Source organism: Flavivirga sp. 57AJ16 (genome assembly GCF_028736925.1).
Classification (GTDB): Bacteria; Bacteroidota; Bacteroidia; order Flavobacteriales; family Flavobacteriaceae; genus Flavivirga.
In genome coordinates, this window is sequence record NZ_JAQZAT010000017.1 from 58,161 (window position 1) to 75,426 (window position 17,266).

General features: G+C 33.3%; 15 protein-coding genes. 9 read left to right on the forward strand and 6 right to left on the reverse strand.

The window, feature by feature from the left end; all coding sequences use genetic code 11:
* Positions 1-5: 5 nt before the first annotated feature.
* Positions 6-908 carry a 1,4-dihydroxy-2-naphthoate octaprenyltransferase gene (gene menA, locus PQO00_RS16765; protein ID WP_274186013.1) on the reverse strand — a complete coding sequence of 301 codons (903 nt, stop codon included), beginning with the start codon at positions 906-908 and terminating at the stop codon, positions 6-8.
* Positions 909-1,748, reverse strand: a complete 840-nt coding sequence (locus tag PQO00_RS16770; RefSeq protein WP_274186014.1) for a 1,4-dihydroxy-2-naphthoyl-CoA synthase — start codon at positions 1,746-1,748, stop codon at positions 909-911. It abuts the gene before it with no gap.
* A gap of 55 nt (positions 1,749-1,803) precedes the next feature.
* Here PQO00_RS16770 and PQO00_RS16775 point away from each other — a divergent pair, with 55 nt between their 5' ends.
* Positions 1,804-2,916, forward strand: a complete 1,113-nt coding sequence (locus tag PQO00_RS16775) for a C1 family peptidase (RefSeq protein WP_274186015.1) — start codon at positions 1,804-1,806, stop codon at positions 2,914-2,916.
* A 299-nt stretch (positions 2,917-3,215) separates the two neighbouring features.
* On the opposite strand, the gene ung is transcribed toward PQO00_RS16775, so the two are convergent.
* Complete coding sequence (gene ung / locus PQO00_RS16780) at positions 3,216-3,881, reverse strand: uracil-DNA glycosylase (protein ID WP_274186016.1); 666 nt, start codon at positions 3,879-3,881, stop codon at positions 3,216-3,218.
* Between the two features lies 1 nt (position 3,882).
* The gene (gene holA, locus PQO00_RS16785; RefSeq protein WP_274186017.1) at positions 3,883-4,890 is read right to left on the reverse strand and encodes a DNA polymerase III subunit delta; all 1,008 of its coding nucleotides are present in this window, start codon (positions 4,888-4,890) and stop codon (positions 3,883-3,885) included.
* A gap of 128 nt (positions 4,891-5,018) precedes the next feature.
* Here holA and PQO00_RS16790 point away from each other — a divergent pair, with 128 nt between their 5' ends.
* The 5 genes from PQO00_RS16790 (at position 5,019) to PQO00_RS16810 (ending at position 10,340) form a co-directional block, all read left to right on the forward strand.
* Positions 5,019-5,468, forward strand: coding sequence for a type I restriction enzyme HsdR N-terminal domain-containing protein (locus PQO00_RS16790; protein ID WP_274186018.1), 450 nt, complete (start codon positions 5,019-5,021; stop codon positions 5,466-5,468).
* A gap of 209 nt (positions 5,469-5,677) precedes the next feature.
* Positions 5,678-6,667 carry a glycosyltransferase family 2 protein gene (locus tag PQO00_RS16795; protein ID WP_274186019.1) on the forward strand — a complete coding sequence of 330 codons (990 nt, stop codon included), beginning with the start codon at positions 5,678-5,680 and terminating at the stop codon, positions 6,665-6,667.
* Positions 6,668-6,767: 100 nt separating this feature from the next.
* Positions 6,768-7,607, forward strand: coding sequence for an OmpA family protein (locus tag PQO00_RS16800; protein WP_274186020.1), 840 nt, complete (start codon positions 6,768-6,770; stop codon positions 7,605-7,607).
* Between the two features lie 421 nt (positions 7,608-8,028).
* Positions 8,029-8,469, forward strand: coding sequence for a hypothetical protein (locus tag PQO00_RS16805; RefSeq protein WP_274186021.1), 441 nt, complete (start codon positions 8,029-8,031; stop codon positions 8,467-8,469).
* 320 nt (positions 8,470-8,789) lie between these two features.
* Positions 8,790-10,340 carry a phospholipase D family protein gene (locus PQO00_RS16810; protein WP_274186022.1) on the forward strand — a complete coding sequence of 517 codons (1,551 nt, stop codon included), beginning with the start codon at positions 8,790-8,792 and terminating at the stop codon, positions 10,338-10,340.
* Between the two features lie 348 nt (positions 10,341-10,688).
* Here PQO00_RS16810 and PQO00_RS16815 read toward each other — a convergent pair whose 3' ends face one another.
* Positions 10,689-11,309, reverse strand: coding sequence for an L-threonylcarbamoyladenylate synthase (locus tag PQO00_RS16815; RefSeq protein ID WP_274186023.1), 621 nt, complete (start codon positions 11,307-11,309; stop codon positions 10,689-10,691).
* Positions 11,310-11,356: 47 nt separating this feature from the next.
* Between PQO00_RS16815 and PQO00_RS16820 the strand changes: the two genes are divergently transcribed.
* From PQO00_RS16820 to PQO00_RS16830, 3 genes are read left to right on the forward strand one after another with little or no spacing between them, the layout of a single operon-like run.
* Positions 11,357-12,220 (forward strand): alpha/beta hydrolase, encoded by an 864-nt coding sequence (locus tag PQO00_RS16820; protein ID WP_274186024.1) that lies wholly within the window; start codon positions 11,357-11,359, stop codon positions 12,218-12,220.
* 43 nt (positions 12,221-12,263) lie between these two features.
* Entirely contained in the window at positions 12,264-13,229 is a 966-nt protein-coding gene (locus PQO00_RS16825) for a hypothetical protein (protein ID WP_274186025.1), read from the forward strand.
* The gene (locus tag PQO00_RS16830) at positions 13,226-14,194 is read left to right on the forward strand and encodes a glycogen-binding domain-containing protein (RefSeq protein ID WP_274186026.1); all 969 of its coding nucleotides are present in this window, start codon (positions 13,226-13,228) and stop codon (positions 14,192-14,194) included. The genes PQO00_RS16825 and PQO00_RS16830 overlap by 4 nt, the downstream gene beginning before the upstream one ends.
* A gap of 731 nt (positions 14,195-14,925) precedes the next feature.
* Here the strand turns inward: PQO00_RS16830 and PQO00_RS16835 are convergent.
* Positions 14,926-17,265: an ATP-dependent helicase gene (locus tag PQO00_RS16835; protein ID WP_274186027.1), complete on the reverse strand. Its 2,340-nt coding sequence runs from the start codon at positions 17,263-17,265 to the stop codon at positions 14,926-14,928.
* Position 17,266 lies beyond the last annotated feature (1 nt).

The window sequence follows — 17,266 nt, forward strand, 5'->3', positions numbered from 1 at the left end:
AAAAACTATAACAAATGCCCTATCCCCATAAGAATAGCTAATAAAACAGTCGTTAATGCCAATTTTTTTAGCTCAGGATCTAATAATTTAGGATCTTCATTTCTACATACCTTCTTAATATGAATCCATAAAGGTATGTAAGCCACCATAAAAATCAGGTTATACGGCGAGGTGTAATATAATATCCCGAATAGAGCAGACAATAAAATAGCCAATCCTATTAATATATAGTGATATATTCGGGCATTCTTAATTCCAAGCTTAACTGCTAAGGTTATTTTATTTGATTTTTCGTCCGATACAATATCTCGCATATTATTAAGATTAAGCACACCTACACTTAACAATCCTATAGTGCAAGCCGGAAGAAAAACAACATGGTCCATAGTTTTTGCATACAGCACATAGCAGCCAATAACGCTCACTAAGCCAAAAAAAACAAATACAAAAAGATCGCCTAAACCTCTATAACCATAAGCATTGTTCCCAACAGTATATTTTATAGCTCCAATAACGGATGCTATACCAAGTATAAAGAATAAAATTGTGAGTAAAAAATGCTTTACTCCAAATGCGCAGAAAATGAGCATAGAAGCCAAACCAATGGAGATTAGAACATTAATCCTAATGGCATTAAACATCTCTTCTGGAGAAATTTTTCCAGATTGTATAGCGCGCTCGGGTCCAATCCTATTATTATTATCGGTCCCCTTAACACCGTCGCCATAATCATTGGCCAGATTCGATAATATCTGAAAGCTTAAAGTAGTGAAAACAGCAAGGATACCTACCTCCCAACTAAAATGGCCATTATATTCTGCTAAGCATGATGCTAAAATAATCCCCGATATTGATAAAGGTAAGGTCCGCAGACGCATTGTGGAAATCCAAAGAGGGAGTTTATTCATTTATGGAATCCATTTTTTAATAAAATTAGGTTTTCGTTTTTCAAGAAATGCATTTCTACCCTCAACAGCTTCTTCTGTCATATAAGCCAAACGTGTCGCTTCTCCTGCAAATACTTGCTGGCCGACCATACCGTCATCTGTTAAATTCATAGCAAATTTAAGCATTTTTATGGATGTTGGCGATTTAGCCAATATTTCTTGTGCCCACTCATAAGCAGTTGCCTCTAATTCGTCATGAGGTATTACCGCATTGACCATCCCCATTTCGTAGGCTTCTTGTGCTGAATAATTTCTTCCTAAGAAAAATATTTCACGCGCTTTTTTCTGTCCAACCATTTTTGCCAAATAAGCAGAGCCATATCCTCCGTCAAAACTGGTTACATCTGCATCTGTTTGCTTAAAAATGGCATGTTCTTTACTAGCCAATGTTAAATCACAAACAACATGTAGGCTATGGCCACCCCCTACGGCCCAACCAGGTACCACGGCAATGACCGCTTTTGGCATAAACCTAATTAAGCGCTGAACTTCTAAAATATTTAAGCGATGGTAACCATCTTCTCCCACATATCCTTGGTGCCCTCTAGCTTTTTGGTCGCCTCCACTACAAAAGGAATAGACGCCATCTTTGGTCGATGGTCCTTCTGCAGATAACAATACAACACCAATGTCCACATCTTCGTTGGCATCATAAAAAGCGTCATATAATTCGCTGGTTGTTTTCGGTCTAAAAGCATTACGGACATCCGGTCTATTAAAAGCAATACGTGCAACACCATTATATTTTTTATAAGTAATGTCTTCGTATTCTTTAGCAGTGACCCATTTTTTTTGATCCATTTTCTTTATTTTAGCCAAAAATAAATTTTATTTCATTAAATCGCTTACTTCCCACATGAAAAATAAGTTTTCAGCTTCTATTTTAATCTTTTTTACACTTTTTACTTATTCTCAGTCTTATAATTTTAAAACCATTATAGACCTTGATGCTACAGATGTTATCAGTCAGGATAAAACAGGGACTTGCTGGAGCTTTTCTACATCATCGTTTCTTGAAAGTGAAATAATCCGACTCACGGGACAGAAAATCGATTTGTCTGAAATGTATAATGTCCGCCATACATATATTGACAAATCATGGAACTATGTCATGAGACAAGGAAAAACACAATTTAGCCAAGGCGGATTGGCACATGATGTTATAAATAGTATTTCAGAACATGGGTTTGTTCCTCATTCTATATATACTGGCCTAACAAATGGTAATGAAAAACACGATCATTCCAAATTGGTCGATACCTTAAAAAAGACTTTGGATAGATATATAAATGAGCCTAAAATTTATAATTGGAAAAAAGAAACCAATGAAATTTTGGACACTTATCTCGGCCAAGAGATTGATAATTTTGACTATAATGGGACTGAATATACGCCGCTTTCCTTTATGAAAAAGACAAAGATCGATCCTAAAAATTATGTGACAATCACCTCTTTTTCCCATAAACCCTACCATACAAGTTTTATACTGAATATTCCTGACAACTTTTCTAATGGTTGTTTTTTCAATGTAAAATTAGATGAACTTGTACATATTGTAAACCATGCACTAAAAGAAGGCTTTACCATTGAATTAGATTGCGATGTTAGTGAGAAAACATTCTCGGCAAAACACGGATTGGCAATTATCCCAAAAGATGGTATAAATATAGAAACAGCTTTGGTAAACGCATCAAAGGAAAAAGAAATAACCCAAGAATTGAGACAGGAAGAATTTGAGAACTACAATACTACAGACGATCATTTAATGCATATAACTGGGTTATTAAAAGACCCGCATGGAACCACCTACTACAAGGTAAAAAATTCATGGGGAACAAATCCCGAAAGAGTTAGTAATGGGGGCTATATTTACATGAGTGAAGCCTATTTTAAATTAAAAACTATTTCTATCATGTTACATAAAGATGCACTCGCTAAAAAAACTCTTAAAATATTGAGAAAAGCATAAAAATGCTAAGCAAAATTTAGCATAGTAATAAAAATACGACATACTCGAAAATAGCATTTCATTGTAGCTTTTTTTTTGTTAATTTTGCAGGGTATTTTATTTTTATCGATAAAATTCGTTTTTTAACGATAAATGTTGTATTTTGCCGATTTTTAACACCCAAATTATTATGTTACTTACAATTACTATTTCCCTCACAGTACTCGTAACTATCAATTTATTACTACTAAAATTTAGTTCTAATAAGATTGATAAAACGGCTAAACCAAACAAAAAACCTGTGGTACTTACACCGCAAATCACCATTGAACAGGAATCTGAGAGGCTTGCTCCAACAGGAAGTTAGTCTTACTAAAGTGCTTATTTCCAAACCAATATCCCCTATTAGCGCTTAAAGGAGAAGGATGTCCAGAAGTTAATATTTTATGTTTATTAGTATTTATTAGCTTTATCTTTTGCTTGGCATAACCACCCCAAAGTAAAAACACCATATTCTCTTTATTTTCACTTATTATTTTTATAACAGCATCGGTAAAGGTTTCCCAGCCTCTTTTTTGATGGCTCCCTGCTTGATGTGCTCTAACTGTTAGTGTCGCATTTAATAATAGCACCCCTTGGTCTGCCCAACGTAAAAGATCACCACTTTCTGGATATGGAATTCCTAAATCTGTTTCTATTTCTTTAAAAATATTAATTAATGACGGCGGATGGCCAATACCTTCATTAACAGAAAAACATAACCCATTTGCTTGTCTAGGGCCATGGTATGGATCTTGGCCAATAATAACAACTTTTACATCATTAAAGTGACAATGATTAAATGCATTAAAAATTTGTTTTCCAGGCGGGAAACAGGTTTGGGATTTATATTCAGATCTAACAAAATTCACTAAATCCTTAAAATAAGGCTTAGCAAATTCTTCTTCCAAATAAGGTTTCCAACTTTCGTGAATATCTACATTCATATTAATTAGATAATATTCTTACCAATAATTCTTTTAATAAATCTCCTTGCGTAACCATATTAGCACCTACACCTTTACTTTTCACATCAAATTCCCTCAATGTAGAAACGACCGTACTTACTTTACGCATGGGGTAATGTCGCGCAGCTGCTATATATTCGTTAACAAAATAAGGGTTTATTTTTAAAGCGGAAGCAACATTTCTAGGTGACTTATCATTTAATCCATGGAAATGAAGCAACTGTGAAAAGAAATTAAACAGTAGGGACACCGTTACTACCATTGGATTATCTTTGGGGTTTTCGGCAAAATAATTAATAATTCGAAAAGCCTTGATAGTATTCCTTTCTCCAATGGCTTTACGCAATTCAAAATTATTATAATCTTTACTAATACCTATATTTTCTTCAATATGCTCTGGTGAAATTTGAGTTCCTTTTGGTAAAATAATTTGAAGTTTTTCCAACTCATTATTTATTTTACTTAAATCTGTTCCTAGAAATTCAACAAGCATTTGTGCTGCTTTAGGTGAAATGGTATAGTTTTTAGAAGATAACACACGACGAATCCAATCTGCCACCTGGTTTTCGTAAAGCTTTTTACTTTCGTAAACGATACCTGTTTTTTTTAACGTTTTATACAGTAACTTACGCTTATCAATCTTTTTATACTTATAATTAACCACCAAAACAGTGGTGGGCTGAGGATTTTCAGCATAAGACGCTAATTTTTCGATAGTACGCGATAAATCCTGTGCTTCTTTAACAATAACTACCTGATGTTCTGCCATCATTGGATAGCGTTTTGCATGACCAACAATATCCTCTATCGTTACATCCCGACCATATAAAACCATTTGATTAAAACCACGTTCTTCCTCTGTTAAAACGGTGCTTTCAATAAAATCGGAGATCTTATCGATATAGTAAGGCTCCTCTCCCATTAAGAAGTAAATGGGTTTTAGCTTTTTATTCTTTATATCGGTAACTAATTGTTTGACTTCGTCCAAACTATCTTAAATTTTCAAATTACAAACGCCAGGTTCCAAATAAGAGCTACATTTTATCAGGATTTGATGTTTGATTATTGCGATTTCTGGTTTTGTAGCTTAACTTTGAAAAAAATCAGTGCGCATTCATGCAAGAACTTAATTTTCCAAAGTTTTCGTTTCGATTCAAAAATAGCGAAAATAAAATTTCTATATTCGATAGTATTCGTAAAAAATTTGTGATTTTACAACCCGAAGAATGGGTACGTCAACACTGTGTTCAATATTTAATAAATAATAAGGGATACCCTAAATCTTTAATTAACGTCGAAAAAGAATTGATTGTTAACTCTTTAAGAAAGCGATACGATATAGTAGTATATAATCCTAATGGGAGTATTTATTTAATAGTGGAATGTAAAGCGCCCAAAATTGTTATAAACCAAGATACATTCGATCAAATAGCACGTTATAATTTAGAGTTAAATGCTACCTATTTAATGGTTACCAATGGATTAAATCATTATTATTGCCAAATGGACTTTGAAAATGAATGTTATCATTTTTTAAAGGACATTCCTGGTTTTAGTGAACGGTAATCAGTATTCAGTGATCAGTGTTCAGTAAGCAGTCCACAGTGAGCAGTCTTCAGTCTTCAACTTCAACTTCGATTTCAGTATTCAGTATTTCCTTGACGACTTTGCGTCTTAGCGCGATTAAAAATATTAACTTTGAAAAGTAGTAAGCAGTGTTTAGTAAATCTATAATAAAAACAGAAAAGAAATTTTTTAAACAATACCCTTAAAACTTGAAAATAGCAATCGTTATATTAAATTGGAATGGTAAAAAGCTTTTAGAGCAGTTTTTACCATCGGTCATTGAATTTTCGAAGGAAGCAGATATATATTTAGCAGATAATGCCTCTACAGATGGTTCTGTTCCTTTCGTAAAAGCCACTTATCCAGCTATAAAAATAATTCAAAATAAAGAAAACGGTGGTTATGCAAAAGGCTATAATGAAGCTTTAAAACATATAAATGCAGATGTTTTTTGTTTGTTAAATAGCGATGTGGAAGTTACTAAAAACTGGTTGCCCCCAATTATTGAAACCTTTAAAAAAGAAGTAAACACGGCCATTATTCAACCTAAACTATTGGATTATAAAAAGAAAGATCATTTTGAATATGCCGGAGCAGCTGGCGGATTTATAGACAAGTATGGGTATCCGTATTGCAGAGGGCGTATTTTTAATACTATTGAAAAAGATTCTGGGCAGTATGATGACCATGCTGAAATATTTTGGGCATCAGGAGCCTGCTTCTTTATTAGGAGCGCCGCATTTAAACAGTTAAACGGGTTAGACGAATACTTTTTCGCCCATATGGAAGAAATAGACTTATGCTGGAGAGCTAAAAATATGGGACACGCCATAAAATATGTAAGTCAATCTGAGGTTTATCATGTAGGCGGTGCCACACTTAGCGGTAGCAACCCTAAAAAGACCTATCTAAATTTTAGAAATAGTTTGTTTGCCCTGGTCAAAAACGCAAAAGGGTTTTTATTTCCCTTAATATTCATTAGGTTAATTTTAGATGGTATGGCAGGAATAAAGTTTTTGCTCGAACTTAAACCAAAACATACTATCGCTATAGTAAAAGCGCATGTTGGTTTCTATAATAATTTAAAAAGATTGTTAAAACAACGAAAATCCATAACGAATAAAATAAAATATTACCAAAGAACATCCATAGTGGTTGATTATTTCGTAAATAACAAGACCAATTATAAAAGTTTATAAATAGTTCGCAAAAGTTTTGTTAACATTGTTAAAATTTAGCGTTTTTTATATACTTTTGTTTAATCAATTTTTAAAGGAAAATTAATCCGCATAACCTATTATGAAAAAACTCTTATTATTTAGTTTATTTACAACACTACTATTAAGTTCTTGTGTTTCTAAAAAACAATTTACAGATCTTGAAGCAAAACAAAAAGAAACCCAAGATTTGCTTAACTCTGCAACTGTGAAATTGAATTCTTGTATAGCAGACAAAGCATCTGCAATGGCAAGAGCTACTGCCTTAGAAGAGCAAATAGCAGATTTACGAAAAAGTAATGACAATTTACAGGTTCTATCTGCAAAGGGAGCTAGTAATATTGAGAAAACTTTAGAAAGCATTAAAGAAAAAGATTTAAAAATTACACGTTTACAAGATGCCATTACTAAAAAAGACAGTGTTACTTTAGCATTAGTAACAAGCTTTAAACGTGAGGTTGGTATTAACGACCCGGATATTGAAGTCAATGTAGAAAAGGGTGTTGTATTTATTTCTATTGCTGATAAATTATTATTTAAAAGTGGTAGTTATAACGTAACATCTAAAGCTAAGGATGTTCTTGCAAAAGTTGCTAAAGTAGTAAACAGCAAGCCTGATTTTGAATGTATGGTAGAAGGTCACACAGATAGCGTACCTTACAATAAAGAGCCTTTAATAGATAACTGGGATTTAAGTGTTAAACGTTCTACATCTATCATTAGAGTACTTGAAACTTTAGATGTAAACCCAGGTCGATTAATTGCTGCCGGCCGTAGTTCTTATGTACCATTAGTAGATAATGATACTGCAGAAAACAGAGCAAAAAACAGACGGACACGTATTGTAGTACTTCCTAAAATCGATCAGTTCTATGATATGATTGAAAAAGAAATGAAAAATCTTGAAGCTGGTGGAAACTAATCAGTTTTAAAAAATATAAATGAAAGCTCAACTTTTTAGTTGGGCTTTTTTTATGGACATTGTCTAAAAAGTGTCGCTCTGAACATCATCAAGAAACACAATATATTTGTTCTGAAGGTAGATTCCCTTAAAATAGAGTGCATTGGTTTACATAGAATAACTCTACCCTACCTGTATTTGCCTCTTTTTTACGGGGCATCTCATTAAAATACCACTTAATGAATAATAACGGTGAATCTATTATTAAATCTATTAAATTTGTAAATATATTTAATATGGGATATATACACTGATAAACATACCCATATGTTAGTGACAATTAAGAAAAATGATTAAACAAGTTATAATATTTACATTTTCAATAATAGTATTTAATTGTAGCTCGACAAAAAATACCTCTAACAAAAATATAAATAAGCAAATGAATTTTAAAAATGTTACAAGTCAAATTGACACGAATGAATTTGAGGAAATAAAAAATTTCATACTCAATAATGGTGATAAAATGACTTATAGAAACATTGATAGTAATAACCCTCATTATAAATTTGAGAATTGTGATGCCTTTTTAAATTCTGACATAGGACAAAAAAACATAAATAATGACCAAAAAATTTCTGATTTCAATGAATTAACAATAAGAGACTGGAATTCTGATATTAAATATTATCACCTAATTATAATCAGAAAGGGAAGTTTAAAAGAGCATAAATCTTGGGTTAAAAAAGGAATGGAAGAGGATCAAATTTACCTTGTAGATGTTTATGACGAAGGATTACAATTAATGAAAAATAATTTGACAGATTATCTAAAACAAATTAAAAAAGAAATAACTGCCATTAATACGCTATCTAAAAAATAGCGGCTTAAGTACCTAAACAAAATTATTTGATTGATTGTCCGTAATTTATCATAAATCAAAAGTATATTGATTTTGTCATCCCGAGGCAACGAGGGATCTCATTGATTATCAACAGATTCTTCACTATAGCCTGTACTGAGCGTAGTCGAAGTATTCTGAATGACAAAAATATCTTTATGTATGATTACGGACATTCAGTTATTTGATAAATTTAAAGTCGGTTAGATAGTGAAGCCCATTTTTATTGACTTCTCGAAAATTTATTACTTTTATAAAAACCATCCCTCGTATTCTATACCATACGATCTTGAATAATCCCCATGACAACAAAACCAAACCCTACATTAAAATTCAAAAACTACTGTCTTATTCTTTTAATCATTCTCTCTGCTTGTGTTAAGAAGAAAACCAATATACAAGAAACAGACTTTTGCTCACAAATTCATAGAAATGATAATATAACACTTTCAAATGAGCTTGAAACTGTGACCGAATTGATGAAAACCAAAACAGGTGTGTATGTTCTTGAAGATGGTAGCGGCTCCATGGTGGCCAGAGCCTGGTTAAGTGAATATGCAGAAAAGACGATAGATATTCAATACTTCATTTTTTCAACAGACAATGTGGGACTCATAGCTTGTGACTATTTAATAAGAGCGGCAGATCGTGGCGTTAAAATAAGAATTATTGTTGACGATATTATGGTGGATGCAGACATCGAAGATTTACTCACATTTAGTTCACATGAAAATATCACCCTAAAAATTTATAACCCAGGTGTGAATTTAGGAAAGAACCTTTTTAGTAAAATCAAAAAATTCGCAACAGATTTTAGGGGTGCAAATCAACGCATGCACAACAAAGCGTTTATAGTAGATGGCAAAATAGTTATTACTGGTGGTCGAAATATCGCTGATGAGTACTTTGATTACGATCATGAGTATAATTTTAGAGATAGGGACATTCTACTTTTGGGCAAAGCATCAAAAGCCGTTAACAAGTCCTTTGACGATTTTTGGAATAGCCCTTTAAGTAAAGATGTTACAAGTGTCATTGAAGAAGGCTCCAAAAGAGTTTATTCAGAAAACAGGTTTAATAACCTGCATGAATATGCATGTAATCCAGATAATTTTTGGCCACAAGTAAGGAAAAGAATAGAGAATTTTCCTGCTATATTTAAAGAGATTAAAAATTCTGGAGATTTAGTTTGGTTGGATGATGTGGCATTTATTTCAGATATTCCTGGTAAAAATGATGGTAAAAATGGTTTAGGAGGTGGTGGCATTTCAACGAGCGCATTAATTGATTTAGTTAAAAATGCCAAATCTTCCATCGAGATCCAAACACCTTACCTAATTACCTCACAGCTAAGTCAAAACCTATTTAAGGAAGCTGTTGATCGTGGCGTAAAAATTAGAATACTTACCAACAGTCTGGCTTCGACAGATAATGTAGAGGCCTTTAGTAGTTATCAAACAAACAGAACCAAATTGTTACATACTGGCGTGAAAATATATGAATTTCGTCCTGATGCAGCAGAGCGCATGAAAATAATGACCGGAGAACTCCAGGAGACCTTGGACCACAAACCTATATTTGGATTGCATGCAAAAACCATGGTTATTGATAATAAAGTAACCGTGATAGGTACTTTTAATCTTGATCCCAGAAGCGCCAATTTAAATACCGAATGTATTGTTATTGTTCATTCTGATAAAGTTTCCAATGGTGTTTTAAAAGGCATGGAAGAAGCATTTAAACCTGAAAACTCATGGGAAACAACCCTGGAATTTAATCCCGATTCTGAGGTGAATAAATATAAGCGTATAAAAACCTGGACACGGAAAATAATTCCAAAGGAAATTTTGTAATAAACAATGATCGTTGCCTGATTAAAATTATCGAATTAAATTAAAGTCTAGATAAAACTATATACGAATATAGTTAAGGTTGTTAATTAACGTGAGTTCGATGTAAGCATAATATTATTAATCTGATTATCAATAATTTAACCTTGGTTGTCAGGTTGAGCGCAGTCGAAACCCATTTAAATAGCGGTTTTAATGTCCTTTCGGACTGCGCTCAAGGCGACAAATAGCATTATTAGTGAATTTATTGTTAAAAACTCCCTTGTTTTAAATCGAACTCACGTTAATTAGTTTCGATTAAGTCTTTGTTCTTGGTTCTAAAAGCGAAACGGTCTTATATCTTTTAAATAATCAAAAAATCTCCAAACTCCCCTTGCCTTCCCTAATAACAATAGGTTCTCCCTCAGAAAGGTCTATAACCGTAGAAGCTTCATTATCGCCATAACCACCGTCAATGACCAAGTCTACCAAATGATCCCATTTTTCTAAAATAAGCTCTGGGTCTGTGGTGTATTCAATAACTTCGTCATCATCATGTATAGAAGTCGATATAATAGGGTTTCCAAGCTGTTTTACAATTTCCAAAGCAATATTATTATTTGGCACACGAATACCAACCGTCTTTCTTTTTTTAAACGGATTCGGTAATGATTTAGATCCGGGAAGAATAAATGTATAAGGCCCGGGAAGTGCTCTTTTTAATATTTTAAAAACCGAGGTATCTATTTGCTTTATATAATCGCTCAAATTACTTAAATCATGACATACAAACGAAAAATTGGACTTTTCCAGTTTTACGCCTTTAATTCTCGCAATACGGTCTAAAGCTTTCATATTGGTAATATCACAGCCTAAACCATAAACGGTATCCGTTGGATAAATAATGATCCCGCCACGTTTTAGAATAGCAACAACCTTTTCAACCTCTTTAGGGTTAGGGTTTTCTTCATATATTCTAAAAAAATCAGCCATAATAACTATCTTGTATTTTCGTTTACAAAGTAAATATTATTTTCGTTATGAAAAGTCTAAAATATCATTTCTTAAACTTATTTTTTATAACACTATACTTTAATTGTTCTAATGAAGCAGTTGAAAAAAAAGACACTAACAGTTTAGATCCAAAAACCTACTATCAAGAACTAAACATTTCATATGGAAATGATACCGATCAAAAATTCGATTTATACCTACCTGCCCATCGAAGTTTAAACACCAAAACAATCGTTTTGGTACATGGCGGAGGTTGGACCTCGGGAGATAAAGAAGATATGAATCCTATTAAGGATCTATTACGGACAGATTTTCCAAACTTGGCTATTGCCAATATTAATTACAGATTGGCTGATGCCAATAACAAGGCATACCCCATGCAAATTGAAGACATTTCTTCTATTATTAACTATTTAAAAAGTAATAAGGAAAAATATACCATTTCCGAAAATATCGGTTTTATTGGTACCAGTGCTGGTGCTCACTTATCGCTATTATGGAGTTATGCCTTTGATAATGACCATAACACAAATATGGTCTGTAGTATCGTTGGCCCTACTAATTTAACGGATCCTGCCTATTTAAATAGCACAAACACAGCATTACAGGAGTTGTTAAACGCACTGGGGGCCAATCAAACCATGTCATTTTTAGAAGAAGTCAGCCCCTATCACCGTGTTACTCCCTCTGCACCACCCACTATCTTATTTTATGGAGGTAATGACCCTTTGATCCCTACGACACAAGGAACCGATTTACGGGATAAACTTGAAGATCTTGGTGTTACAAATCAGTTCACTTTATACCCAAATGCCGGTCATGGATGGGTTGGTTTGGAATTGCTGGATACTTGGACAAAACTTAAAGTTTTTATAAATAATCATTTGTGATTTAAATGATGTAACATTTCATTATTATCTTAGTCTTATTAGTATGCTAAGACTCGTTTCTTTTATATTGTTTCTAGCTTTTGGTATCAATTTAGCAAATGCAAATGATGATACCTATACCCCTATTTTTTTTACCCAAGCAGAAGTTTTAGATAATTATACTACTAGAATTCCATTTAAATTAATTGACCATTTAATTGTTGTGGAAGCAGAGCTTTTAAATAAAAAAGGAAACTTTATTATTGATACTGGTTCTGAAACCATGATACTTAATAAGATCCATTTCCCTGATTTTTATGAATATCAAAGAAAAAGTCAAGAAACATCAGGGGTCATACAGTCTATTGATAATTCACATCAAAGAAGAATTAAAGAATTTGCTTTAGAAAGCTTAAAACTCCATAATAAAGACTCGGATGTTATTGACATATCGCATATTGAAAAAAGTAAAAAAATAAAACTCTTAGGAATCATCGGCTATAGTATTTTAAAAGATTATGAGGTTTTTATAGATTTACACTTAAATCAAATAACACTGACAAAAGTGGATCGTTTCGGAAATAAATTAAATGATAATATATACTTAGAAAAAATTGTAGACAGTTTACCTTTTAACTTAAAAAACCATACTATTATAGTCTGTGGAACGGTTAATAATCAAAAAGTCAAATTTGGAATAGACTCTGCAGCAGAATTTAATCAAATAAATAGAAAAGTTAATAGAAAAGTCTTGAAATATTTTATTCCCAAAAGACGCTTATCCTTATCTGGTGCCGGTAACAAAAAAATAGAAGTTCTGGCAGGAAAACTACATCGTGTTAAACTAAGTAAAACTATTTATTTTGGTCCCATGCTAACCGTTCTTACCAACTTAAATAAAATGAATGAGGCCTTTGGAACGCAATTAGATGGTATTTTGGGTTATGAATTTTTTGCTCAAAAAAGAACCATTATTAATTATCAAAAAGAAAAATTATATTTTATAAATTACCCGTTAAACACACAGTGAAGCAAATAAAATCACATATCTGTTATTTAGTCTTTGCTTTTATAAGCTTTTGCTCGTATGGCCAAAACAATACGTTTAAAGGCTATGAAATAAAAGGAGATACGGTCGTATTTGCTTTCGATGTAAGGGATTATTCGAAATTCACTCAAGAATACACAGGTCAAATTCATGATTTTGAAGATTTTGATATTGAAAATGTAGCAGTCTCCGGAGATTTTAATCTTTGGTCCAGGGATCATTGGCAGATGAAAAAAATAGATGAATTCAACTATGAACTTAGAAAAAGCTTAGATGATTTCACGGATGAATTTTCATGGGAGTTTAAATTTGTTATAAACAATGCCTATTGGGCAGAACCTTCAAAAAAAGATCCGAACGTTTCCAAAGCGCTTAAAAATGGACGAAAACTTCGTGGCGTATACAACCTAAAAATGTATACCGCTTACCCACATAAAGATGGTAACGCCAGCTTTAAATTAAAAGGTTATAACCATGCTAAAAAAGTCATTTTAGCGGGTTCTTTTAATAAATGGAACGAATCGCTTTTTAAAATGAACAAAACTAAAAGTGGATGGGAATTGACATTACAAATGAAACCAGACATATACCAATACCGCTTTATTGTTGACGGACACTGGATGGAAGACCCCAATAATCCCCATAAAACAGAAAATGAGTTTGGTGAATATAATTCAGTCATAGATATAAAAAAATATACAGCGTTTAAACTTAAAGGCTATACTAAAGCCAATAAAGTAGTTTTAGCTGGCTCTTTTAATAATTGGAATGAACATGATTTAGTTATGCGCAAAATGGATTATGGTTGGAAATATGTTGTACCACTATCCGGAGGGAAACATCATTATAAGTTTATTGTAGACGGCGTATGGATCGTGGATCCCAATAACAGTATAAAAGAATATGATGGAAACGGGCATGTGAATTCTGTTTGTATGGTGAAGTGATATTTATTGAAGTGGTTTAAACTGCCCAGTCGTTAATTTAACCTTCCTAAATTTCGATAAAATCGAAATTATCCTCCCTTTTTAAAGAAACAAGCCTAATTCACATTCTTCGAATACTATTTTAAATTTTATACCAATTATTATTTAAAATGAGCTATAAACAATTTGATTTATATTTTGTCCTGATATGATAGAAAATTCAATCATAGCCTTTGTTATGGTTTTATACCCTGTCAAGCTGAGCTCATGTTTTATATTGAAATATGAGCAAAATAGAAATCGAAGATTCATGAACTCCTATTTATCAAATTAGATCTGTGAGCTAAACAAATTATAGGGGTTGTTTTGAGTCATAATTGGTATTAGTCATAATTTAATTTAACATTTTACATACAACTTTTGTTCCTGATCCCACACAATAGAGATAAATAAATTCTACTAAATTAAATACTCTGCTTTTTATAATAGAATTCAGGTTTACGGAAAATGATATTTGTTTGTATTTCTGCTTGTCAGTTAGTTACAATCAAGTCTTTATTCTTGGTTCTAATAGCAAAGCGGTCTTATGTCAGATATCAATAGAATAGGTTCTACTATTAATTGTACAGGCAAATTGATTAACAATTAACGAATTACGATTTTTGAATGGCATATCTTGACGATTTTTCCCCTGTGCAACTCAGTAAAACCTCAGTGAAGCTCTGTGAAATAACAAACAAATTTAAAAACCATCACCCAACAACCTCCAACTTAGCAAAACGCAATAGCAATTTTTTAACACCACCATGCTGAAAATTAATTTCGGCTTTAACATCTGCTCCAGTGCCTTCTATTTTTAAAACTTCTCCAGTTCCAAAACGAATATGTTTAACAATATTACCCACCACCAGTTTACTGTCAAATAAATTAGTATTCCCGTTAGTGTTAGCAACAGGTTTTAGGTTTTTAGGGGTCGTTACTTGAAACTTTTCAGGCGCCTTCTTTGCTGCACTCCCCTTTTTAAATACAGGCTGTTTAGCTGGTTTATATCTAATTTTATTAGGCTCAGGACTGACATCTCCAAAAATATCAGCATCCAACATCGGATTAAAACGACGTTCCTCAATAGGCGTCATAATTTCTAAATACTGCTCGTCTATTTCCTCAATAAAACGACTGGGTTCAGAATCGACTAATTTACCCCAACGGTATCTTGACAGTGCATACGTTAAATAGGCTTGCTTTTCGGCACGTGTTAATGCCACATAAAACAAACGCCTCTCCTCCTCCAATTCACTACGTGTATTCATACTCATGGCACTGGGAAACAGATCTTCTTCCAGGCCAACGATGTATACATACGGAAATTCCAATCCTTTTGCTAAATGTATGGTCATAAGGGCCACATGATCTGTATCACCTTTATCAGCATCTAAATCGGTAGCTAGCGCCACATCTTCCAAAAACTCTGCCAAAGACCCTGTGGTATCTGCAATCTCTTTTTGCCCTTCCACAAAATCCTTCATACCATTTAAGAGCTCTTCTATATTCTCCATTCGGGTAACCCCTTCTGGCGTTCCGTCTTTATTGAACTCTTTTATAAGGCCGCTCGTTCTCGTTACATGCTCTGCGAGCTCAAAGACATCAGCCGTTTGGTTTAATACCTGATAGCTTTCTATCAAGGTTACAAAATCCTGAAGTTTGGTCTTGATCCCTGAGTTAATTTTAACATCTGCTTTATCAATGTTCTTCATCACTTCGAACATGGTACGATTGTAACCATTTGCAGAAACGATTAATTTATCGACTGTGGTCTGGCCAATGCCTCGAGGTGGAAAATTAATAACACGTTTTAAAGCCTCTTCGTCGGCAGGGTTAATAATCAACCGCAAATAAGATAAAACATCCTTTATCTCTTTACGTTGATAAAACGATAAACCGCCATAAATTCTATAAGGGATATCACGCTTACGTAACGCATCTTCTATAGAGCGCGATTGTGCATTCGTTCTATATAAAATCGCAAAATCACTGTTTTTTAACTGATTTTGCATCTTGTTTTCAAAGATGGTACTCGCTACATAACGACCTTCGTCACCATCTGTTAACGAACGGTTTACTTTTATTTTAGCGCCTTCGTCATTCGCTGTCCAAACTATTTTATCGAGCTTTGTTTGGTTTTTATCAATGATGGAATTCGCAGCATTCACAATATTTTTTGTAGACCGATAATTTTGCTCTAACCTAAATACCTTGACATCATCATAGTCCTTTTGGAAATTCAGGATATTATTAATATTAGCACCACGAAAAGCATAAATACTCTGTGCATCATCACCTACGACACAAATATTCTGGAATTTATCGGACAATGCTCTCACAATTAAATACTGGGAATGATTAGTATCTTGATACTCATCAACCAAAATGTATTTAAAACGGTTTTGATATTTTGCTAAAACTTCTGGAAACCGTGTTAGCAACTCATTGGTCTTAAGCAATAGGTCGTCAAAATCCATAGCCCCAGCCTTAAAGCAACGATCTACATATTCTTTATAGATATCACCCATTCTAGGCCGTCTTGCCATAGCATCGGCTTCTTTTAGCTCTGGATTTTGAAAATAAGCACGCACAGTAACCAAACTGTTCTTATAGGATGAAATTCTGGAACGCACCTGCTTGTATTTATAAATATCCTTATCAAGGTTCATTTCCTTAATAATAGATGCAATTAGCCTATCGGAATCTTGAGTATCATAAATAGTAAAATTACTCGGGTATCCCAATCTATCCGCCTCTATCCTCAATATCTTAGCGAATACCGAGTGGAAAGTACCCATCCATAAATTCTTAGCCTCACTAGCCCCAACAATAGTAGCAATACGCTCTTTCATTTCGCGAGCAGCTTTATTGGTAAAGGTCAACGACAAAATATTAAAAGCATCGATACCTTTGCTCATCATATAAGCGATACGATACGTAAGCACACGTGTTTTTCCTGATCCGGCACCCGCAATAACAATCATAGGGCCGTCAATTTGAATGGTAGGTTCTAATTGAGCTTCGTTTAACTGACTTAAATACTTTTCCAAT